The sequence below is a fragment of the Gordonia sp. 852002-50395_SCH5434458 genome (assembly GCF_001665905.1).
GTDB classification, from domain to species: Bacteria; Actinomycetota; Actinomycetes; order Mycobacteriales; family Mycobacteriaceae; genus Gordonia; species Gordonia jacobaea.
Window position 1 is genome coordinate 42534 of sequence record NZ_LZTC01000059.1, and the last position, 22317, is coordinate 64850.

Consider the following 22317-nt stretch of genomic DNA (forward strand, 5'->3'; position numbering starts at 1 on the left):
GTCAGCTCGACGCGCCGCCGCGCCGGAACGCGATGCGGCACGCCTGCACCTCGTGGATCTGCTCTTCGGTCAGCGCCGGGGTCCGCAGCGGCTCCGACGGCGGGGCGGCGTGGATGGCGTCGAGTAGAAGCTGGAGGTAGCGCTTCCACGCTCCGGGGACCGTCGCCTCGGTGATATCCGCGTACGACGACACCATCGAGAAGATGGAGAAGATGTCCGTCTCGACGATGTCTTCGCGCAGCACACCGGCGGCGTGGGCCCGATCGAAGACCTCGCCCATCCGCTTCGTCATCCGCGCCTTCACCGTCGCGATCGTCGGATCCGTGTGGTCGATCTGCATGATGATCGCGGCCAGCCCACGATCCTCGGCCATTGCCGTGCAGACCGTCGACACCATCGTCACCACCGACGCCCACGGGTCGCTGTCCGCCGCGAGGACTCCCTCGGTCTGCTCTGCCACCTCCTCCAGGTGCGCCGCGAACACTCCGACGATCAGCTCGTCCCGGTTGGCGAATCGTCGATAAACCGTCCCCACACCCACACCGGCCGCTGCCGCGACGTCGTCGAGTGAGACGTCGAGGCCACGCTCGGCGAACAGCTTGTGAGCAGCGGCGATGATCCGACGCCGATTGCGCTCGGCGTCGGCGCGCAGGGGTCGTCCGGTCGGTGCGACCGGGCTCTGTTGTGTGGTCATCGTCACATTCTCTCAACCGGAGGAATCATCTCCGTATTCGCTTCGTTGCCACCCTCGTAAACGGAGGAGTCTTCTCCACTATTCCGCCACTTGGAGGACTGATGACCACAACCTACGACACTGCCGACGGATTGTCGGCGAACGGGGAGTCTCGGGAGGAACGACACCATCGCCTTCGGTGGGTCGTGCTCGGCGTACTCGGCCTCGCACAGTTGATGGTGGTGCTCGACGCGACCATCGTGAACATCGCACTCCCGCACGCGCAGGAGTCACTCGGATTCGGCGACGCCGATCGGCAATGGATCGTCACCGCATACTCGCTGGCATTCGGCAGCCTGCTGCTCCTCGGCGGGCGACTGTCGGATCTCCTCGGCCGTAAGACCACCTTCATCGTCGGCCTCGTCGGATTCGCCGTGATGTCCGCGATCGGTGGCGCCGCAGTCAATTTCGACATGCTCGTCGTCGCCCGCGCAGGCCAGGGCGTCTTTGGTGCACTCCTCGCGCCCGCAGCACTGTCGCTGCTCACCACCACGTTCACCGACCCGGCCGAGCGCGGTAAGGCGTTCGGCATCTTCGGTGCCATCGCCGGCGGTGGCGGTGCACTCGGACTCCTCCTCGGCGGCATGCTCACAGAGTGGGCCGACTGGCGCTGGTGCCTCTACGTGAATCTCGTGATCGCCGCGATCGCGCTCGTCGGCGCGGTGCTGTTCATCGGCGCGCACAAGACCGAACACCGCCCGAAGCTCGACCTTCCCGGTGTGATCACGGTGTCGATCGCACTGTTTTCGATCGTCTACGGCTTCTCGAACGCCGAGACCAACGGTTGGGCCGACTGGGCCACCATCACCTGGCTGGTCGTCGGAGCCGTGTTGCTCGCCGGATTCGTCTGGTGGCAGTCGCGGACCCCGCACGCACTGCTCCCCCTGCGCGTGATTCTTGATCGCACTCGTGGCGGCTCGTACCTCGCGGTGTTCATCGTCGGCATCGGAATGTTCGGCATCTTCCTGTTCCTCACCTACTACCTGCAGGTGAATCTGCACTTCAGCCCGATCCAGACCGGCTTGGCGTTCCTGCCGATGATCGGCATGCTGATCGTCACCGCAACGACGTCGACGGGTGTTCTGCTGCCCCGATTCGGACCGCGCTGGCTGATGGCGGGCGGCATGCTGATCGCCGCCGTGGGCATGGTGCTGCTGACACAACTGACCGACACCAGCACGTACGCGGCTCATGTCCTGCCCGCGCTGTTGATCATGGGCGTCGGACTCGGCGCGTCGATGGCCCCGGCCATGCAGGGCGCGGTGTCGGGCGTGCTGCCCGAAGACGCGGGCGTCGCGTCGGCAACCGTCAACACCATGCAGCAGGTGGGCGGCTCGGTGGGTACCGCGCTGCTCAGCACGATCGCGGCGAGCGCCGCGGCGTCGTATGCGACGTCGCACGCTGGCCAGGTGGCGAATCCCGCTGCGCTGCAACAGCTTGCGGCGGTGCACTCGTACACGACCGCCTTCTGGGTCGCGGCCGCAGTGTTCGCCGCGGGCGCCGTGATCTCCGCGCTGCTCGTCCCGAACGGCAAACTCCCCGTCACCGAGGGCGACGAGGCTCCCGCGATGGCGCACTGAGTCGTCGTATTGCCACTGCGGCTGTGAACGAACGCGGCCCGGCCACCGAGTTTCTCGGCGGCCGGGCCGTGCCCGTTGCCGCGCCCGGTCCACCCCCACCCCCGCCGGCAGAAAGTCGGGGAAGGGTTCGATTCCTTACTCTCTGCGCCGCCGGGGCGAAGGTTCCGCGGAATTTTGCGCCGCCGGGCGGACCTTCCGCGGGATTCTGCGGGCTGGCCGTCGAGTTCGCTGTCGAATCAGGTCATCGGTCGACGCCGCGCTCCTCGCCGCGCCCGGTCCAGACCCACCGCCCCACCCCACCGGCAGAAACTAGGGGAAGAGTTCTTTCCTCGGGGTTTTTACCTTTCCCCCAGACACAACCCGGGGAAACGTACACAACCCACGGAAAGAATCCTTCCCCCACTCTCTGCGCCGCCCGACCACCCTTCCCCCACTTCCTACAGCGCCCGACGGTCCTTCCGCGAGATTCTGCAGCGCCCGAAGGCCCTTCCGCGAGATTCTGCAGCGCCCGAAGGCCCTTCCGCGAGATTCTGCAGCGCCCGACGGCCCTTCCGCGAGATTCTGCAGCGCCCGACGGCCCTTCCGCGAGATTCTGCAGGGCCGGTCCACATTTCCCCGACTTTCCGCGGCGCCCGACGTTCCTTCCGCAGGACTCTGCTGACCCGGACGTCGGCATCGCCGTCGAATCAGAACATCGGTCGACGCCGCACGACTCTCGACGCCGAGGCGCGCCCGGTCCACCACACCCCGCTCGCAGAAACTCGGGGAAGAGTTCTTTCCTCGGGGTTTTTACCTTTTCCCCAGACACAACCCGGGGAAACGTACACAACCCACGGAAAGAATCCTTCCCCTACTTTCTGCGCCGCCCGATGGCCCTTCCGCGAGATTCTGCGGCCCCGGACCACACTTCCCCTACTTCCTGCGCGGCCGGACCACCCTTCCGCGACATTCTGCGGCCCCGCCCACGACAACGGCCCGGTCGCCGAGTAACTCGGTGACCGGGCCGTTCCCCGTCAGATCAGATCAGGCGTGCGCCTCGTCGCGGTGTGGGAGCACCCAGTCCGGCCGTGGCCAGTGGCAGGTGTACCCGTTGGGGTAGCGCACCAGGTAGTCCTGGTGCTCGGGCTCGGCCTCCCAGAACGGGCCCGCAGGCTCGATCGTGGTGACCGCCTTACCCGGCCAGAGGCCCGAGGCGTCGACGTCGGCGATGGTGTCACGCGCGACGCGCTCCTGCTCGGGCGTCACCGGGAAGATCGCCGACCGGTAGCTGCTACCGACGTCGTTACCCTGCCGGTTCTTCGTCGTCGGATCGTGGATCTGGAAGAAGAACGCGAGGATGTCGCGGTAGCTCGTCTGCGTCGGATCGAAGACGATCTCCACCCCCTCGGCGTGCCCGGGATGATTTCGGTAGGTCGGGTGGTCGTTGCTGCCGCCGGTGTAGCCGACGCGCGTCGCGAGCACGCCGGGCTGGCGGCGAATCAGATCCTCGACGCCCCAGAAGCAGCCTCCTGCGAGCACCGCGGTCTCGGTGCCGGGCTGCTCGGTGATGCGGCCGTCGTCGTTGCTTCCACTGGTCATGATGCGTTCTCCTGCGTGGTGTCGGGACTATCGGTGTTCTCGAACAGGCGGCGGTACTCGCCATAACCCTGCTCGTCGAGCTCGGCCACGGGGATGAACCGCAGCGACGCCGAGTTCATGCAGTACCTCTTGCCGCCTTCGGCTCGCGGTCCGTCGTCGAAGAGGTGGCCGAGATGGCTGTCGGCGTACGCCGAGCGGACCTCGGTTCGCTTCATCCACAGCGATCGGTCGGTGCGCGTCGAGATCGCGTCGTCGCTGATCGGGCGGGTGAAACTCGGCCATCCGGTGCCACTGTCGTACTTGTCGAGCGAGCTGAACAGGGGCGCTCCGGAGACCACGTCGACGTAGATGCCTGGCTCGTGGTTGTCCCAGTAGGCATTGTGGAACGCGGGCTCGGTCCCGTCTTCCTGGGTTACTCGGTACTGGTCCGCGGTGAGGGCCTCGAGGGCCTGCGGGTTCTTGCGGTAGTCGTGGGACATTGATCCTCCTTCTGATCACCGCTGGCTGCGATGTCATCTACTCCAACAGCAGCCACGTCGGATTTGGTCCCGACCCTTCTGAGAGTCATGTGAGAGTCGAGTCGCGTGAGGGTCGAACTCGTCTCCACCCGAGCGTAGCGTCGGATTATGGCTGAGAACCTCATCGATCCCACAGTCCCGCCGTCGGGCACCGGCTGCGTCGAATGCCTCGACACCGCCGACGGCTGGTGGTTTCATCTTCGACGCTGCGCCGCCTGCGGACACGTCGGATGTTGCGACTCCTCCCCCGGCCAACACGCTTCGCATCACGCCGACGACACGGGGCACCCGTACATCCAGAGCTTCGAACCCGGCGAGGACTGGTTCTGGAGCTTCCCGGACTCGGCCATGGCCAGCGGCCCGGAGCTGGCTCCGCCGACAAGCCACCCCGACGACCAGACCGCACCCGGTCCGGTCGACCGCGTGCCGTCGAACTGGCAGCAACTGCTGCACGGTTAATGGTCGCTCGTCTCTCGGAGTTCAGGCCCGGGCAGGCGTCTCCGGCGGGATGGCGGCCAGCAGTTTGCGGGTGTAGTCGCTCTCGGGGTGATGCAGGATCTTCGACGCCGGGCCGGTCTCGACGACCCGCCCCTTCTCCATCACAGCCACCGTGTCGCTGATCTGCTCGACGACGGCGAGGTCGTGTGCGATGAACAGGTACGTCAGCCCGCGCTCGCGCTGAAGTTCGGCGAGCAGATCGAGAACCGACGCCTGCACCGTCACGTCGAGCGAGGCCGTCGACTCGTCGAGGATCAGTAACTCGGGGTCGGACGCGAGTGCGCGGGCGAGGCAGACACGTTGCCGCTGACCGCCGGAGAGCTCGTGTGGATAGCGGTCGAGGTACGAACTGTCCAGACTGACGTCGTCGAGCAATTGCGTTGCGCGACTCCGCAATGCGTCCTTACCCGATACCAGATTGTGCGCGCGTAGCGCCTCGCCGATCGACGAGACGACGGTCATCCGCGGGTCGAGTGAGGCGCCCGGGTCCTGGAACACCATGGCAACCCGTCGACGCAGCGCCTTCTGCTCGGCACCGTGCACGCCGACAGCGTCGATCTCCTTGTCCTCCACATTGATTCGTGCGCTGCCGCGAACCACCGTGCCGTGGCCAGTGGTGGTCAATCCGGTGAGGACGCCCGCGATCGTCGACTTGCCCGATCCCGATTCGCCGACGATGCCCAGCGTCGTCCCGCGTGCGACGTCGAGGGTGACATCGCTGACCGCGTGCACCACGTCGCGACCGGTCGAGGTACGTACCGCGAACCTCACGTCCAGGTCAGAGATGGTGACGAGAGGTGTTGCGGCGGTGTCTTTTCCGGACTCGAGGTCGGTGTCGTCACGATCGTCAACCTTCGACAACAGCGGACGCGACGCCAACAGCTCGCGGGTGTACTCGTGCTGCGGATCGGCGAATATCTCTGCGACGTCACCGGTTTCGACGACCTCGCCCTGCCGGAGAACGACGACGCGGTCGGCGATCCGTCCGATCACCCCCAGGTCGTGGCTGATCCACACCACCGCCATGCCTCGCTCGCGCTGCAACCGCGCGACGAGGTCGATGATCTGGGCCTGCGTCGTGACGTCGAGCGCGGTGGTCGCCTCGTCGGCGACGAGCACATCGGGATCGCAGGAGAGCGCGATCGCGATCATCACGCGTTGCCGTTGACCGCCGGACAGTTGATGCGGGTAGGCACGCAGACGACTCTCGGGGTCGGGGAGGTTGACGTCGGTCAGCAACTGCACCGCACGCTCGCGGGCTTGCGTGTGGCTCAATCCGAGGTGCCGGCGCGGACCCTCGGTCAGTTGTTGTTCGATGGTGAGCAACGGATTCAGGCTCGACGACGGGTCCTGGAACACGAATCCCACGCGCGCCCCGTGCAGCGACTGCAGAACCGCGCGGGAGGCGCCGATCACCTGTGTGCCAGCGAGAGTCGACGATCCGTCGACGTACGAGCTCGGTGCGTGGAACAACCCCGTCGCCGACAGCACCGACAGCGATTTGCCCGAACCGCTCTCGCCGACGATGCCCAGCGTTTCGCCCTTGGCCACGGCAAAGTCGATGCCGTGCACAATCTCCCGTGGACCGACGCCGACGACGAGCTGTGAGACGGAGAAGACCGGGTCGGTTCGCCCCTGGTCGTCGTCGTGCGCCGCGGCGTCCGACGTTGCCTGTGCCGCTTCGGTAGTCGCCGCCTTCGCGCTGCGGGTGGCGGGGCGTCGACCCGCTTTGCCCCGATTTCGCAACAGAGTTCGTTGCCGAGGGTCGAGGACGTCGCGCACTCCGTCGCCGAGCAGGTTGAAGGCGAAGACGGTCACGAGGATCGCCAGGCCGGGGAACACACCCATCCACCACGCGGTGGTGAGGAAGCCCTGGGCGTCGTAAAGCATGCGGCCCCAGGAGGGCTCGGGTGGTTGAACTCCGAGTCCGAGGAACGACAGGGCGGCCTCCGACAAGATGGCGAAGGCCAACGAGATCGACGTCTGCACCACGACGGGACCCGAGATGTTCGGCAGCACATGGCCGAACAGGATGCGGGGCGTCGACACCCCCATCGTGCGGGCGGCCTGCACGAACTGTGTTTCGCGAACACGCAGGGTGTCGGCTCGCGCGACACGGGCGAAGATCGGGATGTAGACGATGCCGATGGCGATGGTCGCCGACGTGACGCCCGGGCCGAGGATCGCGACGATCGCCAACGCCAGCAACATCACCGGGAACGAGAAGACGACGTCGATCACCCGCATGAGCACGGTGTCGGTGATTCCGCCCGCGAAACCCGACACCATGCCGATGATCACGCCCGCGATCAACGAGATCGCCACGGCGATCACGGCGACACGCATACTCACCGCCGCCGCGAGGACCACCCGCGAGAACACGTCGCGGCCAAGGTCGTCGGTGCCGAACAGATGCGAGAAATCGGGTGCCTGCAGCGCATTCGGGACGTCGATGTCGTTGGCGCCGTACGGGGCGATGAACGAACCGAAGATCGCCAGGATGACCATCACCAAGATGACGACGATGCCGACCACCGACGCCTTGTTGCGCAGCAGCAGTCGCCACGCCGAGTCGGTGCTGCCGGTACCTGCGGAGGTCGGTTCGCCCGCGTCGTCGAGTGCGGTCTGTGCGGTGCGTTCTGGCTCGGGTAGCTCGCTCATGACAACCGAATCCTCGGATCGATGACGGCGTAGAGGATGTCCACGATCAGATTGATGATGAGGAAGATCGCTGCGATGAGCAGAATCGCTCCCTGCAGCATCGGATAGTCGCGTGCGGCAACGGAGTCGTAGACGAGTCGCCCCAGGCCAGGCCAGGCGAAGACCACTTCGACGACGATCACGCCGCCGAGCAGTCCTGCGAGCTGGATACCCGAGATGGTGAGTACCGGGACCAACGCGTTGCGGCCGATGTGCGACACCATGATTCGTCTACGGCTCAGCCCCTTGGACTCCGCGGTGGTGACGTACGGCGCGTTCGCCACCTCGAGGACGGCGGCGCGAACGTATCGGGTCATGATGGCGCCGGTGACGACGCCGACGGTGATCGCCGGCAGCACCAGGTGAGATATCCACGGCACGAATCCGTCTGCGAGCGAACGATATCCCGATGACGGCAGGCAGCCAAGGGAAGTCGAGAACAGTGCGATGAGCAGAATGCCCATCCAGAAGTCAGGCACCGAGATACCGAACTGCGAGACGACGCGAATTGTGTTGTCCGCAGCGCGACCCTCGCGCAACGCTGCCCACGTACCGAACGGAATCGCGATCACCAGCGCCACGAGGATGGCCGCCACCGCGAGGGCGATCGTCGCGGGCAGTCGATCCATCAACATCTGAGTGACCGGTTCATTGTTGCGGAAGCTGACGCCCAGGTCTCCGGTCGCAGCATTCCCGATGTAGTGGATGAGCTGGGTGAACAACGGCTGATCGAGCCCAGATGCACTACGCAGTGCCGCATAGGATTCGGGCGTGTAGCGGGTGCCCAGCGCGATCTTGACCGGGTCACCGGGAACGATCTGCATCAGGAGAAACACCGCGATCGTCACACCGATCAAGACGAGGACGGTGTAGAGCAGTCGGATCAGGATGAACCTGATGAGCGGCCAACCGAAGTCGCTCATGACGCACCTCCCCTGTCGAGTCGGGCGTTGCGGAATCGGACGGCCTTGTCGGCTCGCACGGTGTAGTCGCGCACCGACTTCGAGAACGCCTGTGTGGCGGACGGGTTGTAGAGATAGAGGTAGCTGACGTCGTCGGCGATCCGCGACGAGACGTCGGCGTAGATCTGTTTGCGACGACCGACGTCGAGTTCGGTACGTCCGGCGTCGAGGAGCCGATCGACTTCCGGATTGGAGTACTTCTGCGAGTTCGACGTGCCGCCCGAATGATGTTGCGCATAGTAGAAATCGTCAGGGTCGATGTTGCCGAGCCAGCCCATCAGCAACGAGTCGAACTGCCCGGCGGATTGGCGGTCGAGCCAGACACCGAAGTCGAGTTGCTCGATGGTGACCTTGATTCCGGCGTCGGCGAGATTCGACGCGATGACCTGTGCGGCAGTGACGGTTTCGGGATACTCGGTGGAGACCATCAGACCCATCGACAACGACGAATGCCCGGCGTCACGAAGCAGCGACCGCGATTTGTTCACCGCGGCAGCCCGATCCAGACCGGCGGTGAATCGGTCATAGGGGGTGAACCACGGGCTGGTCTTGGGAATCGCCAGTTGATTCGGTGTCGCCGTCCCGTATCCGACCACCTGCGCAATGGATTTGCGATCGATCGCGTAAGCCACCGCCTGCCGGACGCGTCGGTCGTCGAACGGCTTACGCGCGAAGTTCATTGCAACGTACCAGTAGTCGTTGGCGGTCACGGTTCCGACGTTGATCTCGTCGTCGCTGTCGAGGATGCGCAGTTGCTGCGCGGGAATGGCGTCGGTCCAGTCCACCTCGCCAGATCGCAGCGACGAGACGGCCGTCGTCCCCTGGGAGATGAAACTGAAGGCCACGCCGTCGACATGCGGTCCGCCCGACCAGTGTCCCGGGTTGGCTTTGAGCACGATCGACGTTGCCGGCGAACGTGATTCGAACGAGAACGGCCCGGTGCCGATGGGACGGGTGAGGATCTGCCCCGACTCGACGTTGCGCTTGTTCACGATCGCGAGTCCCTTGAAACCGCCGATACTGCTGAGCAGGTTAGGACTCGGCGTGCGGGTGGTGATCACGACGTGCGCATCATCGGGTGCCGTGATGGTGGCGACGTTGTCGAATCGCCACGACGCCGAGAGCTCACCGTCGATGATCCGCCGATAGGAGTAGACGACGTCGGATGCGGTCAGCGGCTCACCGTTGTGCCACCGAACGTTCGGGCGCAGCGTGAAAACGTATTGCGTCTCTTCGGGATTGACCTGCCAGCTTTGTGCGAGCGCAGGGACCATCTCGAGCTTTTCGTTGGGTTCGACGAGAGTGTCGAAGACGTTCTCGAGTACCTCGAAGGAGAAGTAGGCGGAGGTCTTGTGCGGGTCGAGTTGATCGGGCTCACCGGCGATCGCTGCCCGAATTGTGTTGGCAGAACCTGCTAATCCCGAACCCGAGCCGGGCGAGCACGCGCTCAGCGCAGACACCCCGAACACACCCACGCCTGCAGCGGCGCTCAGAGTGAAGAATCGACGACGGTTCAGCGGAATAGACGAGACCGACGGAGATGACCTGCATTGCTGGCGCTCGTCGGTCATCCGATCGCGATCCCTCCCGCGCCGCGGCGACGCTGTGGTCCGTGTTGGAGTCTGCCGCGCTTACCGAAAGTTCGCAAGCGTAAGGGGCGCCCCGCGTGTCCGGCGCTGCCACTCGCCGCTGGTCGAGCCACACCTGCCGGTCGAGCTATCACCGCTGGTCGAGCGCCGCCCCACCGATGGTCGAGCTTGTCGAGACCACCGCCAGCCGAGCAACACCCGCTGGTCGAGCCTGTCGAGACCACACCCCCACGGAAGTGGTTTCGACTCGGCTGCTCGCTACGCTCGCGGCCGGCTCAACCAGCGGAAAGGGTCGCGCCACACCCGCTGGTCGAGCCTGTCGAGACCACCGCTCACTTCTTTTCGAGGTTCACCAGGAACTCGATGCTGCCGGTCTTCTCCACCTCGACGAAGCCCAGTGACGGTGGGGTGACGCCGAAGTCGGTCCAGGTGACGGGTATCGATCCCTGCACGATCACCGATGCTCCTGATCGTTGGATGTTGAGGGCCGTCGTGACCGATTTGGTCACTCCCTTGATGGTGATGTCGCCGGTTGCCTGCACGGCCTGCGGCTGGCCAGATTCGGGGACGGACGAAATATCAACCGGCTGAGTCAGTTTCCAGGTCGCGGTCGGATACTTCTCGGTGTCCATGATCGACTCACCGCGGAAACGGTTGTCGCGCATCGACTCCGGACTGGTGATCGATTCGACGTCGACCGTGATGTCGGCGCTCTCCAACTTCGACGACGCCACCGTCGCCGTGCCGGTCACCGATGTCGTGCGTCCGTTCACCGTGACGGGTTGCCCACGCAGCGTCTCGTCGACTCGATATCCGGCCTGCGTTCGGGTCGCCTCGGCGGAGGGCCCGGGCACGATCGTCCATGCGCCGTCGACGCTTTCCGACGCCGCCTGCGTCGACGTCGGGAGCTTGAGTTCCTCGTCGGCGTCGCCCGCAATCCACTTGGAGTACGCCCACGGGCCTGCCGCGACAACGACAACAATGAGAACGACAAGCGTTCCGAGCCCCCACCACAGGTAGCGTCGCTTCATCGTGCAACCTCCCCGCTCGTGGAGGAGTGGTTCGGGTCGGTGATCGTCTCTGGAGGTTTCATAAGGCTTACCTCACCACCGATTTCTTACGATCGCCTGAAAATTCGTACAAAACTACATTGCAAAACGGACCGCAGTCCGGAAAGTTTCTCGCAGCTAAGGAGTTGCGGTTCCCTGTGACCGCCCGTCGAGAATAAGAAGAGCGACGTGCAGCGAGGTGACGGATTCACCGTCGGAGAGATCGACGCCGAGTATCTGCTCGATGCGCGCAAGCTTCGCATACAACGACGGTCTGCTCATGTGTAGATGAGAGGCGAGTGCCGACTTGTTGCCGACGTGCCGCACGTAGCCGCGCAAGACGTCGAGCAGGTCACCGCCGGTGTTGATGTCGTCGAGCACGAGGTCGCGTAGTTCGGATTCGGCGAACCGCTGTAAACGCGGATCGTCGCGTAGCAATGAGATCAATCCGCGAATTCCGATGTCCTGCACTCCGAATACGGCACGCTCCGACGTCGGCATTCCGGCAGCGACCTCGGCAACCTGTGACGCCTGCAGCAGCGTGTGGATTGTCGACATCACCTGTCGTCCGGGCGCGCCCAGACCAAGAACGGCACCTGCATGGCCGACGGTTCGCTCTATGTCGCGCCGTGTGGCGGCGGCGAGTGTGTCGAGTGCGTGTTGACGCGACCTGCCACGTGCCGTCGTCAACGCGAGCACTACAAGGATCTCCCCGTCGCCTCGCACTGAGAAGAGCGCGCTGTGCCCTTGCGCGCCGACAACCCGCACCACGACGTCGAGCAACTGGGCGGTGCGACGTCGTGTGGAGATCGGATCGTCACTCGCCGGCCAGCCGGGCACTCGCACCGAGATCGGCACGTACTCGTTGGCTTCGCGCAGGCCGAGCGCGAACGCTCGCGCCGCCACCTCGCCCTCGTCTCGAATGCGTTCTTGCAGAACGTCGTCGACGAGCCCTGCCTGTGCCTGCCGCTCGATGTCGAGGCGGCCACGCTCGGCCATCCGATGCATCACGAGCGCCTGCGCCGCTCGCTCGAGCACCATCGCTGTTCGCTGTTCGTCAGCGTGTGGTTCGGGGACGATCAGCCTGGCCCAGTGGTCGTCGCCGCGACCGACGTCGACGATTCTCCACGGTGCGTGATCGGAAACCTCAGTCGTCGCGACGTCCGATGCGTGTAGCCGCGAACGGCGTTCCCAGTCGTGAAGCAGTGACGCCGCCGGAGCTCCGGCCGACGCCACCGCGTGATGCTGCAGATTCTCCAACACCACTGGTGAATCAAGCAGCGCCGCAACACTGTTCGTGATCTCCGCTGGCGACGCCCGTCGTATGGTGAGTTGCGTGAAAGTCTCGTGAGTGCGGTGCGCGAACTCCACGGCGGCATACTGTTCGGCAACCAGGCTGCGGTGAACCTGTTCGGTCACCTCGACGAACTTGATCTCCCGGCGCAACACCACTGCCGTCAAACCCAGCTCGACGGCCACCGGCCCGATCTCCGACGGTATGGCCGACGAATCGTCGAACTCGGCGATCACACCGAGCGCACCCGCCCGAGCGAGATTCTCGAGGTAACGTCGCGGATCACGCCGCAGGGCATCGCCCGTGGTCAGGACGAGTTCGCCGCCCTCGAGCAGGTGCCCGAGATCGCCGACGTCGCTGACGTGAACCCACCTCACTGTGCGGTCGACGCCCGCCGTGCTCAGCACGTCGGGGAGCCCAGCGCGGATCACCGGCAGATCGATGACGTCGCCGACAGTCAGAGTCATCCGAATCTCATCCGCAGAGCTTTACGAGGTGTAAATTCCGATCGAATTTCACTGACAGAGTGTAGCGCGCCAAACTCTCCGTTCTGCACCAGACTGGGAGGTACTCGCGCGACGACTCTGCCCACTGTGGAGTCGCGTGCCAAATTCCGTTCTTGTGGAGGAGTTCTGATGACAGCCATCGTGCAGCACTGGTGTGACGGCAAGGCGTTCGCCGGCGACTCGTCGGCGACGGCGCCGGTGACCAATCCGGCAACCGGCGTCGTGACCGCGAATGTGGCCTTGGCGTCGGTCGAGGATGCGCGCACGGTCATCGCCGCGGCCGCCGACGCGTTCCCCGAATGGCGCGACACGTCACTGGCCAAGCGCACCGCGGTGCTGTTCCGCTTCCGCGAACTTCTCAACGAGCGCAAGGAAGAGCTGGCAGCGATCATCACCGCTGAACACGGCAAGGTGCTCTCCGACGCGCTCGGTGAGATCAGCCGCGGCCAGGAAGTCGTCGAATTCGCCTGCGGCATCTCGCATCTGCTCAAGGGCGGCTACACCGAGAACGCCTCCACCAACGTCGACATCCACTCCGTGCACCAGCCACTCGGACCCGTCGCCATCATCAGCCCCTTCAACTTCCCCGCCATGGTCCCCATGTGGTTCTTCCCCATCGCCATCGCCGCAGGCAACACCGTCGTCGTCAAGCCGTCGGAAAAAGACCCCAGCGCATCGATCTGGCTCGCCGAACTCTGGAAAGAAGCAGGCCTGCCCGACGGCGTATTCAACGTCCTACAGGGCGACAAGACCGCCGTCGACGAACTGCTCACCAACAAGAGCATCAAGGCCGTCAGCTTCGTCGGCTCCACCCCCATCGCGCAGTACGTCTACGCCACCGGAACCGCCAACGGTAAACGCGTCCAAGCTCTCGGCGGCGCCAAGAACCACGCCATCATCCTGCCCGACGCCGATCTCGACCTCGCCGCTGACGCCATGGTCAACGCAGGCTTCGGCTCCGCAGGCGAACGCTGCATGGCCATCAGCGTCGCCGTCGCCGTCGGAGACATCGCCGACGACCTCGTCGCCAAGATCACCGAACGCGCCACCACCATCGTCACCGGCGACGGCACCACCAACGCCGACATGGGACCCCTGGTCACCAAGGCTCACCGCGACAAGGTCGCCGGCTACGTCGACGCTGGCGAAAAGGCCGGTGCCACCGTCGTTCTCGACGGCCGCACGGTCGAGGCTGACGGCGGAGCCGACGGCTTCTGGCTCGGCCCAACACTTTTCGACAATGTCACCCCCGACATGAGCATCTACACCGACGAGATCTTCGGGCCCGTCCTGTCTGTCGTCCGCGTCGACACCTACGACGAAGCGCTCGACCTGATCAACAACAACCCCTACGGCAACGGCACCGCGATCTTCACCAACGACGGCGGCGCAGCCCGACGCTTCGGCAACGAAGTCGAGGTCGGCATGGTCGGCATCAACGTCCCCATTCCCGTCCCCATGGCCTACTACAGCTTCGGCGGCTGGAAGGCCTCCCTCTTCGGCGACAGCCACGCCCACGGCACCGAAGGAATACACTTCTTCACACGCACCAAAGCCATCACCACCCGCTGGCTCGACCCCAGCCACGGCGGAATCAACCTCGGATTCCCCCAGAACGCCTGAGCTTCACCGAGTACCGAAACGGATTGCCGCATATGACCATTCAGTCTGAACGCACTACTCCCGCCATCGATCTCGACGCGGCGAAGCGTGCCTACGAACTTGATCGCAAGCACGTCTTCCACTCGTGGTCGGCGCAGGCGAAGCTCAACCCGATGACGATCACCGCCACCGACGGGTGCTACGTGTGGGACGGCGAGGGCAATCGCCTTCTCGACTTCTCGTCACAGATGGTCAACACCAACATCGGCCACCAGCACCCGAAGGTCGTCGCCGCGATCGCGGAGCAGGCCGCCAAGCTGTGCACCGTCGCGCCGGCACATGTCAACGATGCGCGCTCGGAGGCCGCACGACTTATCGCCGAGCGCACTCCCGGTGAGTTGAATCAGGTCTTCTTCACCAACGGTGGTGCCGACGCGAACGAGCACGCGGTTCGCATGGCCCGTTTGCACACGGGTCGTCGAAAAGTATTGTCGCGCTACCGCTCCTATCACGGCGGCACCGACACCGCGGTGAACCTGACGGGCGATCCACGACGCTGGCCCAACGACTACGGCGACGCAGGCGTCGTGCATTTCTTCGGGCCATTCCTGTACCGCTCGCGCTTTCACGCGACCACGCAGGAACAGGAGTGTGAACGCGCGCTCGACCACCTGGAAGAGACCATCCGCATGGAAGGTCCGTCGCAGATCGCGGCAATCATCCTGGAGACCATTCCCGGCACCGCAGGCATCATGATCCCGCCGCCCGGCTACCTGCGCGGCGTGCGTGAGATCTGCGACCGCTACGGCATCGTCTTCATCGCCGACGAGGTGATGGCCGGGTTCGGACGCTCGGGCAAGTGGTTCGCAATCGAGCACGGCGACGACGAGCAGGGCCCCATCGTCCCCGACCTGCTGACCTTCGCCAAGGGCGTCAACTCGGGCTACGTCCCGCTCGGTGGCGTCGCGATAAGTCCGCATATCGCAGCAACTTTCGCCGAGACCCCGTACCCCGGCGGCCTGACCTACTCGGGTCATCCGCTCGCCACCGCGGCCGCTGTCGCGACGATCAACGCGATGGCCGACGAGGGAATGGTCGAGAATGCCGCACGAATCGGCGCCGAGGTGATCGGCCCCGAGCTCGAGCGGATCGCACAGCGGCATCCCAGCGTCGGCGAGGTACGCGGCGCAGGCGTCTTCTGGGCCGTCGAATTGGTCAAGGACTCAGAGACTCGCGAGCCACTCGCCCCCTACGGCGCGAGCAGCGATGCCATGAACAAGGTGATCGCGGAATGCAAATCGCGCGGCATGCTGCCGTTCGCGAACTTCAACCGCATCCACGTCTGCCCGCCATGCACCATCTCCGACGACGAGGCCCGCGAAGGACTTGCCATCCTCGACGCCGCGCTGGAGGTCGCCGACGCGGCGTTGTGACAGGCACCCTCTGCGCTCGCACGAGCGTGACACCACCCGGTTCCGGCATATCCCGTCGGCACCGGGTTGTGTCGCGTTATCGAGCCGGTGCGGGCCCCAACATTAGGAGCCAGCGGTGTCGAATGACTTCACCCTGACGCAGTTGCGCTACTTCATGGCCGTCGCCGAGGCCGGCAGCATGACGGCAGCCGCGCAGTCGCTATCCGTCACGCAATCGACGGTGTCCGCGGCGATCGCACAACTCGAACACGAAGTGGGGCAACCCCTTTTCCTCCGGCTCGCTCGTCGCGGCCTGGAGCTGACGCCTGCGGGGCGTCGACTCAGGTCTCGTGCGCTCGGATTCCTCGAAGACGCAGGCACGCTCCTCGCCGCCGTTCGAGACGAAGACGCCGAACTCGAGGGCGAGATGACGGTCGGGATATTCGCACCGCTTGCACCCTTTCGCGCACCGGTCATTCTGCAGGCGTTCGAGCGCGCCTACCCCAAAGTCCATGTGCGATTCTTCGAGGCCGACCAGGAGGGCCTGAGGCTCGCACTGGCGCAGGGACGCTGCGAGGTAGCCCTCATGTACGACCTCGGTGTCGCAGTCGACGCCGAGTCGCAGGTGGTGGAAACCGTTGCCCCACACGTCATTGTCGCTGCCGATCATCCAGCAGCTGCCAACCCGTTCGGCGAGGTGTCACTGCGCGACCTCGAAGCCGACCCGTTTGTGCTCTACGACGTTCCCCACTCGCGCGACTACTTCCTCGCGCTCTTCCGGCAGCTCGGGCTCACCCCACGCGTGAGGCACCGAGCCAGCGGTTACGAGACCGTGCGGTCGTTTGTGTCACGGGGACACGGTTATTCGATTCTCAACCAGCGTCTGCACCACGACCTCACATACTCCGGCGGTTCAGTGGTTCCATTGCGGATCGTCGAAGACCTGCCGCCGATCAAGGTCGTTCTGCTGTTCCCGTCTCTCGGCACCCCGACACGACGTGCCCAGGCGTTTGCCGCTGTGTGCCGGCAGCTCTATGGCGTCGACCTTTGACATCGATTTTGTCGATGGCAGCAAACGAAAAGATTCGCTTGAGTTACGTGATCCGGGTCACGCACTCTATGGTGCAGCACCCTCGAGCGAACCCGATTCGCTTGGCAGATCGCCGATCGAGGCGCAGAGGAAGGCAATACCGATGACCACTGTGTTACCTGCTCGGACCTGTGCGCGAGGTCCGTCGCACATCAGAAACACACCACGTGCTCGTCTTGCAACACGAGTGCCAACGTTAGGCAATGGTGCGTCCCTAGCGTGACCGATATGAATTCCACCCAGACGCCCTCGACGAACACCGAGGCTCCGGCACAGTCATCAGCCGCGACAGCGGAGATGGACGTCAACGGCAAGTCTCAACCCGCAACCCCGCTACAGCGACGCGTTCTTGCTGGTGGTGCGATCGGTCAGTTCATCGAGTTCTACGACTTCACCCTGTACGGGTTGTCGGCAGTTGTTCTCGCCCATCACTTCTTCCCGTCGTCGAACGATCTCACCGGTCTACTCGCGACGTTCGCCACGTTCGCGGCGGCGTTTGTGATCCGGCCGCTCGGCGGTCTGTTCTTCGGCGCTCTCGGCGACCGCGTGGGGCGCAAGAACGTCCTGTTCGTCACGTTGCTCACCATCGGTGGCGCGACGGCGCTCATCGGGTTGCTGCCCACGTACGAGCAGATAGGTGTCGCCGCACCGATTCTGCTCGTGCTGTGTCGACTGCTCCAGGGGTTCTCTGCCGGCGGCGAGTCGGTCGGCGCACCGACCTTCACCTATGAGCACGCCCCGACCGCGCATCGCGGAAAGTGGCTGAATACGACGATCGCTGCAACAGCACTGCCGTCCGTCTTCGGCGGCGCGTTGATCCTCGGACTCACCGCCGCCATGGGTTCCGACGCATTCGAGTCCTGGGGATGGCGCATCCCGTTCCTGCTGGCCGCGCCGCTGGCAGTCTTCGGGTTGTGGATTCGTCTTCGCACCGAAGAGTCCGATGCGTTCAAGGAGACACTGGCGAACGTTGAGCACCACGAGTCGTCGCCGATCCGTGAAGCATTCCGCGAGAACGGACTTCGCATGGTTCAGGTTGTGTTCGTGATGGGTCTGACCGCGATGGGCTTCTACTTCCTGTCCGGCTACTTCGTCACCTATGTGAAGACGACCGGAGGACTTTCCCAGCAGCAATCGTTGATCGCGAACGCCGCCGCGATGTCGCTCTACACACTGATGCTCCCGCTCACGGGAATGCTCGGCGACAGGTTCGGCCGTCGGCCGATGCTCATCGCGGGCACCATCTCGATCGCCATCCTGGCGGTGCCGTGTTTCGCCATGGTGACCAGCGGCTCCCTGGCGATGGCGATCGCTGGACAGATGCTGTTCGTCATCCCGCTCACGATCTACGGCGGAGGTTGCTACACCTTCTTCGTCGAGGCATTCACCACCCGCACCCGATTCACCAGCGCGGCAATCAGTTACAACACCGGCTATGCCCTCTTCGGCGGGACCGCGCCGTTCGTCGGCACATGGCTCGTGGGGTCGACGGGATTCGACGCCGCGCCCGGCGTGTACATGGCCATCGCGGCCGCCGTCGTCCTGGCAGTGATCGTCGCAACGCGCGTCCCGGAGACCCGGCACGCGGCACTGTAGAACCGCCGCGCCAGCAACGCTTTCCACGCAGTTACAGGAGTTTTCACAGATGAGTACCAATGATTCGAGTACCAACGAGTCCCTCCTCGTCGACTTTCATCACGTCGCGACCATCGGGGCCACTGACGGTGGCGGCGTCGAACGTCAAGCAGGAACTCTGGAGGACAAGCACGTTCGCGCTTGGTTCACCGAATTCGCCGAGCAGCGCGGTTGGGACGTGCGTCGCGACGGGATCGGAAATCTCTTCGCTCTCGTCGAGTTCGCGCCCGGTGCTCCGTACGTGCTCGTCGGATCGCACCTCGATTCTCAACCACTCGGTGGGCGCTTCGACGGTGCCTACGGTGTCATCGCTGCGCTGCATGCCGCCGAGCGTCTGCACCGGGAGGTGACGGCTGGCGGCGCGCAGCCCAGGTACAACGTCGCCGTGGTCGACTGGTTCAACGAGGAGGGGGGCCGGTTTGCCCCGTCGATCATGGGTAGTTCGGTCTTCGCCGGACTGATGGACCAGGAGGAGATGCTGGCGGTCACCGACCTCGCCGGAACCACCGTCCGCGAGGCGATGGGAAACATCGGGGCGCTAGGCGACGATCCCCGCCCGGAGGCCGTCGCCTATGCCGAGATCCACATCGAGCAGGGCCGCATTCTCGAACGTGAGCAGATCGGCCTCGGCGCCGTCGACTTCAGTTGGCACACGCAGAAACTCGACATTCGTGTCGTCGGAGAACAGTCGCACACCGGCGCCACCGCGATGGCTGATCGCAGGGATGCTCTGGTTGCCGCAAGTGAGGTGGTTCTGCTCGTCCACAAGGTGACGAGTGTGGCCGAGCCCGAGTCGCTCGTCTCGTCCGTCGGTCAACTCACCCTTGAGCCCAACTCGCCTATCGTCGTGCCACGACTCGTGACGTTGGTAGCCGATCTGCGTGCGGAACGCAAAGCCGACGTACTCGCCGCGCGCGACAGTCTGCTCCGTGACATCGCCGCAGTAGCAGAGCGATACGACGTTCGCATCGAGGTCAACGACGTCGATATCCGTGAGATCCAGTACTACCCCGAGGCCGGCCTCGAACTCGCCGAGAAGGTCGCTGCCGACGCCGGACTGAGCGTTCGACGCCTCCGGACCATGGCGGGACATGATTCGGTGGCCATGAACCGCATCGTTCCCACGGTCATGATGTTTGTCCCGTCGGTCGACGGCGTCTCCCACTGCGAGCGCGAATTCACCACTGACGCAGACATGTTGGCTGGTGTCGAGGCACTTACGGGCGTCGTCCGCCGCCTCGCCGAGGGCGCACTCGACGGCGTTGCAGCAGGAATGCCCGGAGCGCACGCATGAGCACCGCGGTGTCGACGACAAGTCTCTGCGATCTCTCGGCAGCACAGATGCGCGTCGGTTATCTCAGCGGCGACTTCACACCGAGCGAGGTGATGGCGTCGACGCTGGCGCGCATTCGTGATGTCAACGGAGACCGCGCAACTGGCATCAACGCTTTCACCGAGGTTCTCGACGACGAGGCAACCAGTCAAGCGGCTACTGCGACGGAGCGGCTCCATGCAGCGCGTCGTCGTGGCGATCGACTGCCACCGTTGTTCGGGATTCCAGTCGCCACCAAGGAGAAGCACGCGCTGGCCGGACGCACTCTCGAGCAAGGTCTTGCAGCGCACCGGGGTCGTATCGCCGACGCCGATCACCCGATCGTCGCGCGTATTCGTGCAGCCGGTGGAATCATCCACGCGCGGACTACATCTCCCGAATTCAGTTGCGCGACCGTCACACATTCTCCGATGTGGGGCGTCACTCGTAACCCCTACAACCTTGCGGCTTCCCCCGGCGGTTCGTCGGGTGGCGCCGGTGCCGCACTTGCGGCAGGCATGGCCACTCTAGCCACAGCAAGCGATATCGCCGGATCAACGCGAATCCCAGCAGGTTTCACCGGCACTGTCGGCTACAAGGCGCCTTACGGGCGCATTCCTGGGGCGCCGCCCCTCAGCGCCGACACCTATCGTGGCGACGGCCCGATGGCGCGCACCGTCGACGACACCGCCCTGCTGGCCGATGTCATGTCCGGCCACCATCACAGCGATCATTTCAGTTGGGGCGGAAGCGGGCAGCTTGCAGGCACACTGGATGCGCATACCTCTCTTGATGGGGTACGTGTCGGCATCAGTATCACGTTGGGCGACTTCGGTGTTCACCCCGACGTCGCTTCCGCGACCCTCCGCGCGGCAGAAGCGCTGCGGCAACGAGGCGCAGAGGTCGTCGACGTGACGCTCCCGTGGCGTAGCGACGGGATTCGAGAGACCATCTTCGCCCACTTCGGCCACTTACTCGCTCCCGCGATGCGCGCCGAAACGGCGGGCGGACCGCCCGTCGCCGCCTACACCGAGCAGTTCATGCGCGACGCCGAGGCTGCCGCGCAACGACTCTCACACCTCGACTCGGTAGCCGCCGACGCACGGCTGCAGGCGCAACTCGCCTCCGCGATGGCCGACGTCGACGCGCTGTTGTGCCCGGTTTCTGCTGTGACGTCCCTTGCCGCGGATGGCAACTATCTCCACGGCATCGAGGTCGTCGGCCCCGACGCGACTCCCGTTCACCTGCAACACTATTGGCAGGCGCATCTGACAAGTCCGTTCAACGTCGCGAACCGCTGCCCGATACTCGCGGTCCCCGCAGGTATCGCAACCGACGGCGTGCCGATCGGGGTTCAGTTGGTAGGCAAGCCACTCGACGAAGTCATGCCGTTCCGGTTGGGCAGAGCCGTCGAAGATGCCCTGGGAGTCCCGTCGTGGCGGGAGGCTCAGGTTCGCGACAGCGCACCCTCTGAGACGGAAGTCCGCCGCGTCGACGCCCAATAGGCGAGTGCCACAGCGACAATGCCCACGACGGCGGTAACCGCGATCGGCGTCGAATCCGACCACGCGTTCACAGCGATAGCCAGCAGTGCCCACGCAAGGGTGATGGGGAGCGCTGGAAGCGCGCTGCCGTAGAGGTAGGTGACGGTGACCGCGACGAGTGCGGCGACGATCAGGACGACCAGTTGCCAACCGGCCGACGACTCGTCGGCCGCACCGCTGCGTGCGATGTCTGATGCCCAGTTGACGAACACCGCGGCGGTTGCCCACCCCGCGTAGATCCCGATCGTGATGCGGACGAGAGTGGTTGTCGAGGAGGGATTTTCGACTGGAAGTGCCGCGATGCGCGCAGCGTCGAGCAATGCAAGCGCCATGACGGTGAGCAGGATCGACGGCAGCCAGTCGATCGAGGCTGCAGACACGATCAGCCACAGCGCCGCCGCACCACAGGCAATGGCGAGATCGACGGCGAGGCGTTTGCCGTATTGGGTGCCCGAGTCGAGCCCTCGGACAAAGATGTAGCCGGTCACGGCCGACAACACGTAGATGACGGCCCAGATCGCGAAGGCATAGCCGGCGGGACTGATCAACAGGTCGACGCCGTCGTCGTTGGGCTCTCCACCGAACAGCGCGAGCGGAATGAGCACGGCCACGGCCTGGGCGACCGACAGAATGAGCACGGTCCACGCCAGCGGCGCGGTCAGCTGAGACGAAGCGTCTTTGCGGGGCATATGTCCGACTCTACGGGCTGGCTGCT

Annotated in this window: 17 protein-coding genes; 8 read left to right on the forward strand and 9 right to left on the reverse strand. The window is 64.8% G+C overall.

Annotated elements, in window-relative coordinates; all coding sequences use genetic code 11:
- Position 1 precedes the first annotated feature (1 nt).
- Positions 2-694, reverse strand: coding sequence for a TetR/AcrR family transcriptional regulator (locus A5785_RS14180; protein WP_049699763.1), 693 nt, complete (start codon positions 692-694; stop codon positions 2-4).
- 101 nt (positions 695-795) lie between these two features.
- On the opposite strand from A5785_RS14180, the gene A5785_RS14185 reads away from it, so the two are divergent.
- Positions 796-2313 carry a DHA2 family efflux MFS transporter permease subunit gene (locus tag A5785_RS14185; protein ID WP_049699764.1) on the forward strand — a complete coding sequence of 506 codons (1518 nt, stop codon included), beginning with the start codon at positions 796-798 and terminating at the stop codon, positions 2311-2313.
- Between the two features lie 1023 nt (positions 2314-3336).
- On the opposite strand, the gene msrA is transcribed toward A5785_RS14185, so the two are convergent.
- Together msrA and msrB are read right to left on the reverse strand one after the other, a co-directional pair.
- On the reverse strand, positions 3337-3891 hold the full coding sequence (gene msrA, locus A5785_RS14190) for a peptide-methionine (S)-S-oxide reductase MsrA (RefSeq protein ID WP_049699765.1): 555 nt from the start codon (positions 3889-3891) through the stop codon (positions 3337-3339).
- Entirely contained in the window at positions 3888-4370 is a 483-nt protein-coding gene (gene msrB / locus A5785_RS14195; protein WP_049699766.1) for a peptide-methionine (R)-S-oxide reductase MsrB, read from the reverse strand. The genes msrA and msrB overlap by 4 nt, the downstream gene beginning before the upstream one ends.
- Positions 4371-4517: 147 nt before the next feature.
- Between msrB and A5785_RS14200 the strand changes: the two genes are divergently transcribed.
- Positions 4518-4868 (forward strand): UBP-type zinc finger domain-containing protein, encoded by a 351-nt coding sequence (locus tag A5785_RS14200; protein ID WP_049699767.1) that lies wholly within the window; start codon positions 4518-4520, stop codon positions 4866-4868.
- Between the two features lie 21 nt (positions 4869-4889).
- Here A5785_RS14200 and A5785_RS14205 read toward each other — a convergent pair whose 3' ends face one another.
- The 5 genes from A5785_RS14205 to A5785_RS14225 form a co-directional block, all read right to left on the reverse strand.
- A complete protein-coding gene (locus A5785_RS14205; RefSeq protein WP_049699768.1) occupies positions 4890-7568 on the reverse strand; it encodes an ABC transporter ATP-binding protein/permease in 2679 nt (892 codons plus the stop codon).
- Positions 7565-8530, reverse strand: a complete 966-nt coding sequence (locus A5785_RS14210; protein WP_064867069.1) for an ABC transporter permease — start codon at positions 8528-8530, stop codon at positions 7565-7567. The genes A5785_RS14205 and A5785_RS14210 overlap by 4 nt, the downstream gene beginning before the upstream one ends.
- Positions 8527-10140 carry an ABC transporter substrate-binding protein gene (locus A5785_RS14215; RefSeq protein ID WP_064867071.1) on the reverse strand — a complete coding sequence of 538 codons (1614 nt, stop codon included), beginning with the start codon at positions 10138-10140 and terminating at the stop codon, positions 8527-8529. Before A5785_RS14215 ends, A5785_RS14210 begins: the two co-directional genes overlap by 4 nt.
- Before the next feature lie 350 nt (positions 10141-10490).
- Entirely contained in the window at positions 10491-11189 is a 699-nt protein-coding gene (locus A5785_RS14220) for a YceI family protein (protein ID WP_064867073.1), read from the reverse strand.
- Between the two features lie 156 nt (positions 11190-11345).
- Positions 11346-12968 carry a PucR family transcriptional regulator gene (locus tag A5785_RS14225; RefSeq protein ID WP_064867075.1) on the reverse strand — a complete coding sequence of 541 codons (1623 nt, stop codon included), beginning with the start codon at positions 12966-12968 and terminating at the stop codon, positions 11346-11348.
- Between the two features lie 168 nt (positions 12969-13136).
- On the opposite strand from A5785_RS14225, the gene A5785_RS14230 reads away from it, so the two are divergent.
- The 6 genes from A5785_RS14230 to A5785_RS14255 all read left to right on the forward strand — a co-directional run bounded on the left by A5785_RS14230 (position 13137) and on the right by A5785_RS14255 (position 21563).
- On the forward strand, positions 13137-14630 hold the full coding sequence (locus tag A5785_RS14230) for a CoA-acylating methylmalonate-semialdehyde dehydrogenase (RefSeq protein ID WP_049699773.1): 1494 nt from the start codon (positions 13137-13139) through the stop codon (positions 14628-14630).
- Between the two features lie 32 nt (positions 14631-14662).
- Positions 14663-16042 carry an aspartate aminotransferase family protein gene (locus tag A5785_RS14235; RefSeq protein WP_049699774.1) on the forward strand — a complete coding sequence of 460 codons (1380 nt, stop codon included), beginning with the start codon at positions 14663-14665 and terminating at the stop codon, positions 16040-16042.
- Positions 16043-16157: 115 nt separating this feature from the next.
- On the forward strand, positions 16158-17072 hold the full coding sequence (locus tag A5785_RS14240) for a LysR family transcriptional regulator (RefSeq protein ID WP_049699775.1): 915 nt from the start codon (positions 16158-16160) through the stop codon (positions 17070-17072).
- Between the two features lie 267 nt (positions 17073-17339).
- Positions 17340-18707, forward strand: a complete 1368-nt coding sequence (locus A5785_RS14245) for an MFS transporter (RefSeq protein ID WP_231895472.1) — start codon at positions 17340-17342, stop codon at positions 18705-18707.
- Between the two features lie 49 nt (positions 18708-18756).
- Positions 18757-20040, forward strand: coding sequence for a M20 family metallo-hydrolase (locus A5785_RS14250; RefSeq protein ID WP_049699776.1), 1284 nt, complete (start codon positions 18757-18759; stop codon positions 20038-20040).
- Positions 20037-21563 carry an amidase gene (locus A5785_RS14255; protein ID WP_049699777.1) on the forward strand — a complete coding sequence of 509 codons (1527 nt, stop codon included), beginning with the start codon at positions 20037-20039 and terminating at the stop codon, positions 21561-21563. The genes A5785_RS14250 and A5785_RS14255 overlap by 4 nt, the downstream gene beginning before the upstream one ends.
- On the opposite strand, the gene A5785_RS14260 is transcribed toward A5785_RS14255, so the two are convergent.
- Positions 21506-22317, reverse strand: an 812-nt coding sequence (locus A5785_RS14260) for an MFS transporter (protein WP_231895473.1), incomplete at its 5' end; no start/stop codon positions are given. The genes A5785_RS14255 and A5785_RS14260 overlap by 58 nt on opposite strands.

What these genes read in the sequence shown, in the direction of transcription:
- msrB (WP_049699766.1), bottom strand. Translation starts at nt 4,370, where the DNA reads ATGTCCCACGACTACCGCAAGAACCCGCAGGCCCTCGAGGCCCTCACC.
- A5785_RS14230 (WP_049699773.1), top strand. Translation starts at nt 13,137, where the DNA reads ATGACAGCCATCGTGCAGCACTGGTGTGACGGCAAGGCGTTCGCCGGC.
- A5785_RS14210 (WP_064867069.1), bottom strand. Translation starts at nt 8,530, where the DNA reads ATGAGCGACTTCGGTTGGCCGCTCATCAGGTTCATCCTGATCCGACTG.
- A5785_RS14185 (WP_049699764.1), top strand. Translation starts at nt 796, where the DNA reads ATGACCACAACCTACGACACTGCCGACGGATTGTCGGCGAACGGGGAG.
- A5785_RS14220 (WP_064867073.1), bottom strand. Translation starts at nt 11,189, where the DNA reads ATGAAGCGACGCTACCTGTGGTGGGGGCTCGGAACGCTTGTCGTTCTC.
- msrA (WP_049699765.1), bottom strand. Translation starts at nt 3,891, where the DNA reads ATGACCAGTGGAAGCAACGACGACGGCCGCATCACCGAGCAGCCCGGC.
- A5785_RS14245 (WP_231895472.1), top strand. Translation starts at nt 17,340, where the DNA reads ATGAATTCCACCCAGACGCCCTCGACGAACACCGAGGCTCCGGCACAG.
- A5785_RS14215 (WP_064867071.1), bottom strand. Translation starts at nt 10,140, where the DNA reads ATGACCGACGAGCGCCAGCAATGCAGGTCATCTCCGTCGGTCTCGTCT.
- A5785_RS14235 (WP_049699774.1), top strand. Translation starts at nt 14,663, where the DNA reads ATGACCATTCAGTCTGAACGCACTACTCCCGCCATCGATCTCGACGCG.
- A5785_RS14255 (WP_049699777.1), top strand. Translation starts at nt 20,037, where the DNA reads ATGAGCACCGCGGTGTCGACGACAAGTCTCTGCGATCTCTCGGCAGCA.
- A5785_RS14250 (WP_049699776.1), top strand. Translation starts at nt 18,757, where the DNA reads ATGAGTACCAATGATTCGAGTACCAACGAGTCCCTCCTCGTCGACTTT.
- A5785_RS14180 (WP_049699763.1), bottom strand. Translation starts at nt 694, where the DNA reads ATGACCACACAACAGAGCCCGGTCGCACCGACCGGACGACCCCTGCGC.
- A5785_RS14200 (WP_049699767.1), top strand. Translation starts at nt 4,518, where the DNA reads ATGGCTGAGAACCTCATCGATCCCACAGTCCCGCCGTCGGGCACCGGC.
- A5785_RS14205 (WP_049699768.1), bottom strand. Translation starts at nt 7,568, where the DNA reads ATGAGCGAGCTACCCGAGCCAGAACGCACCGCACAGACCGCACTCGAC.
- A5785_RS14225 (WP_064867075.1), bottom strand. Translation starts at nt 12,968, where the DNA reads ATGACTCTGACTGTCGGCGACGTCATCGATCTGCCGGTGATCCGCGCT.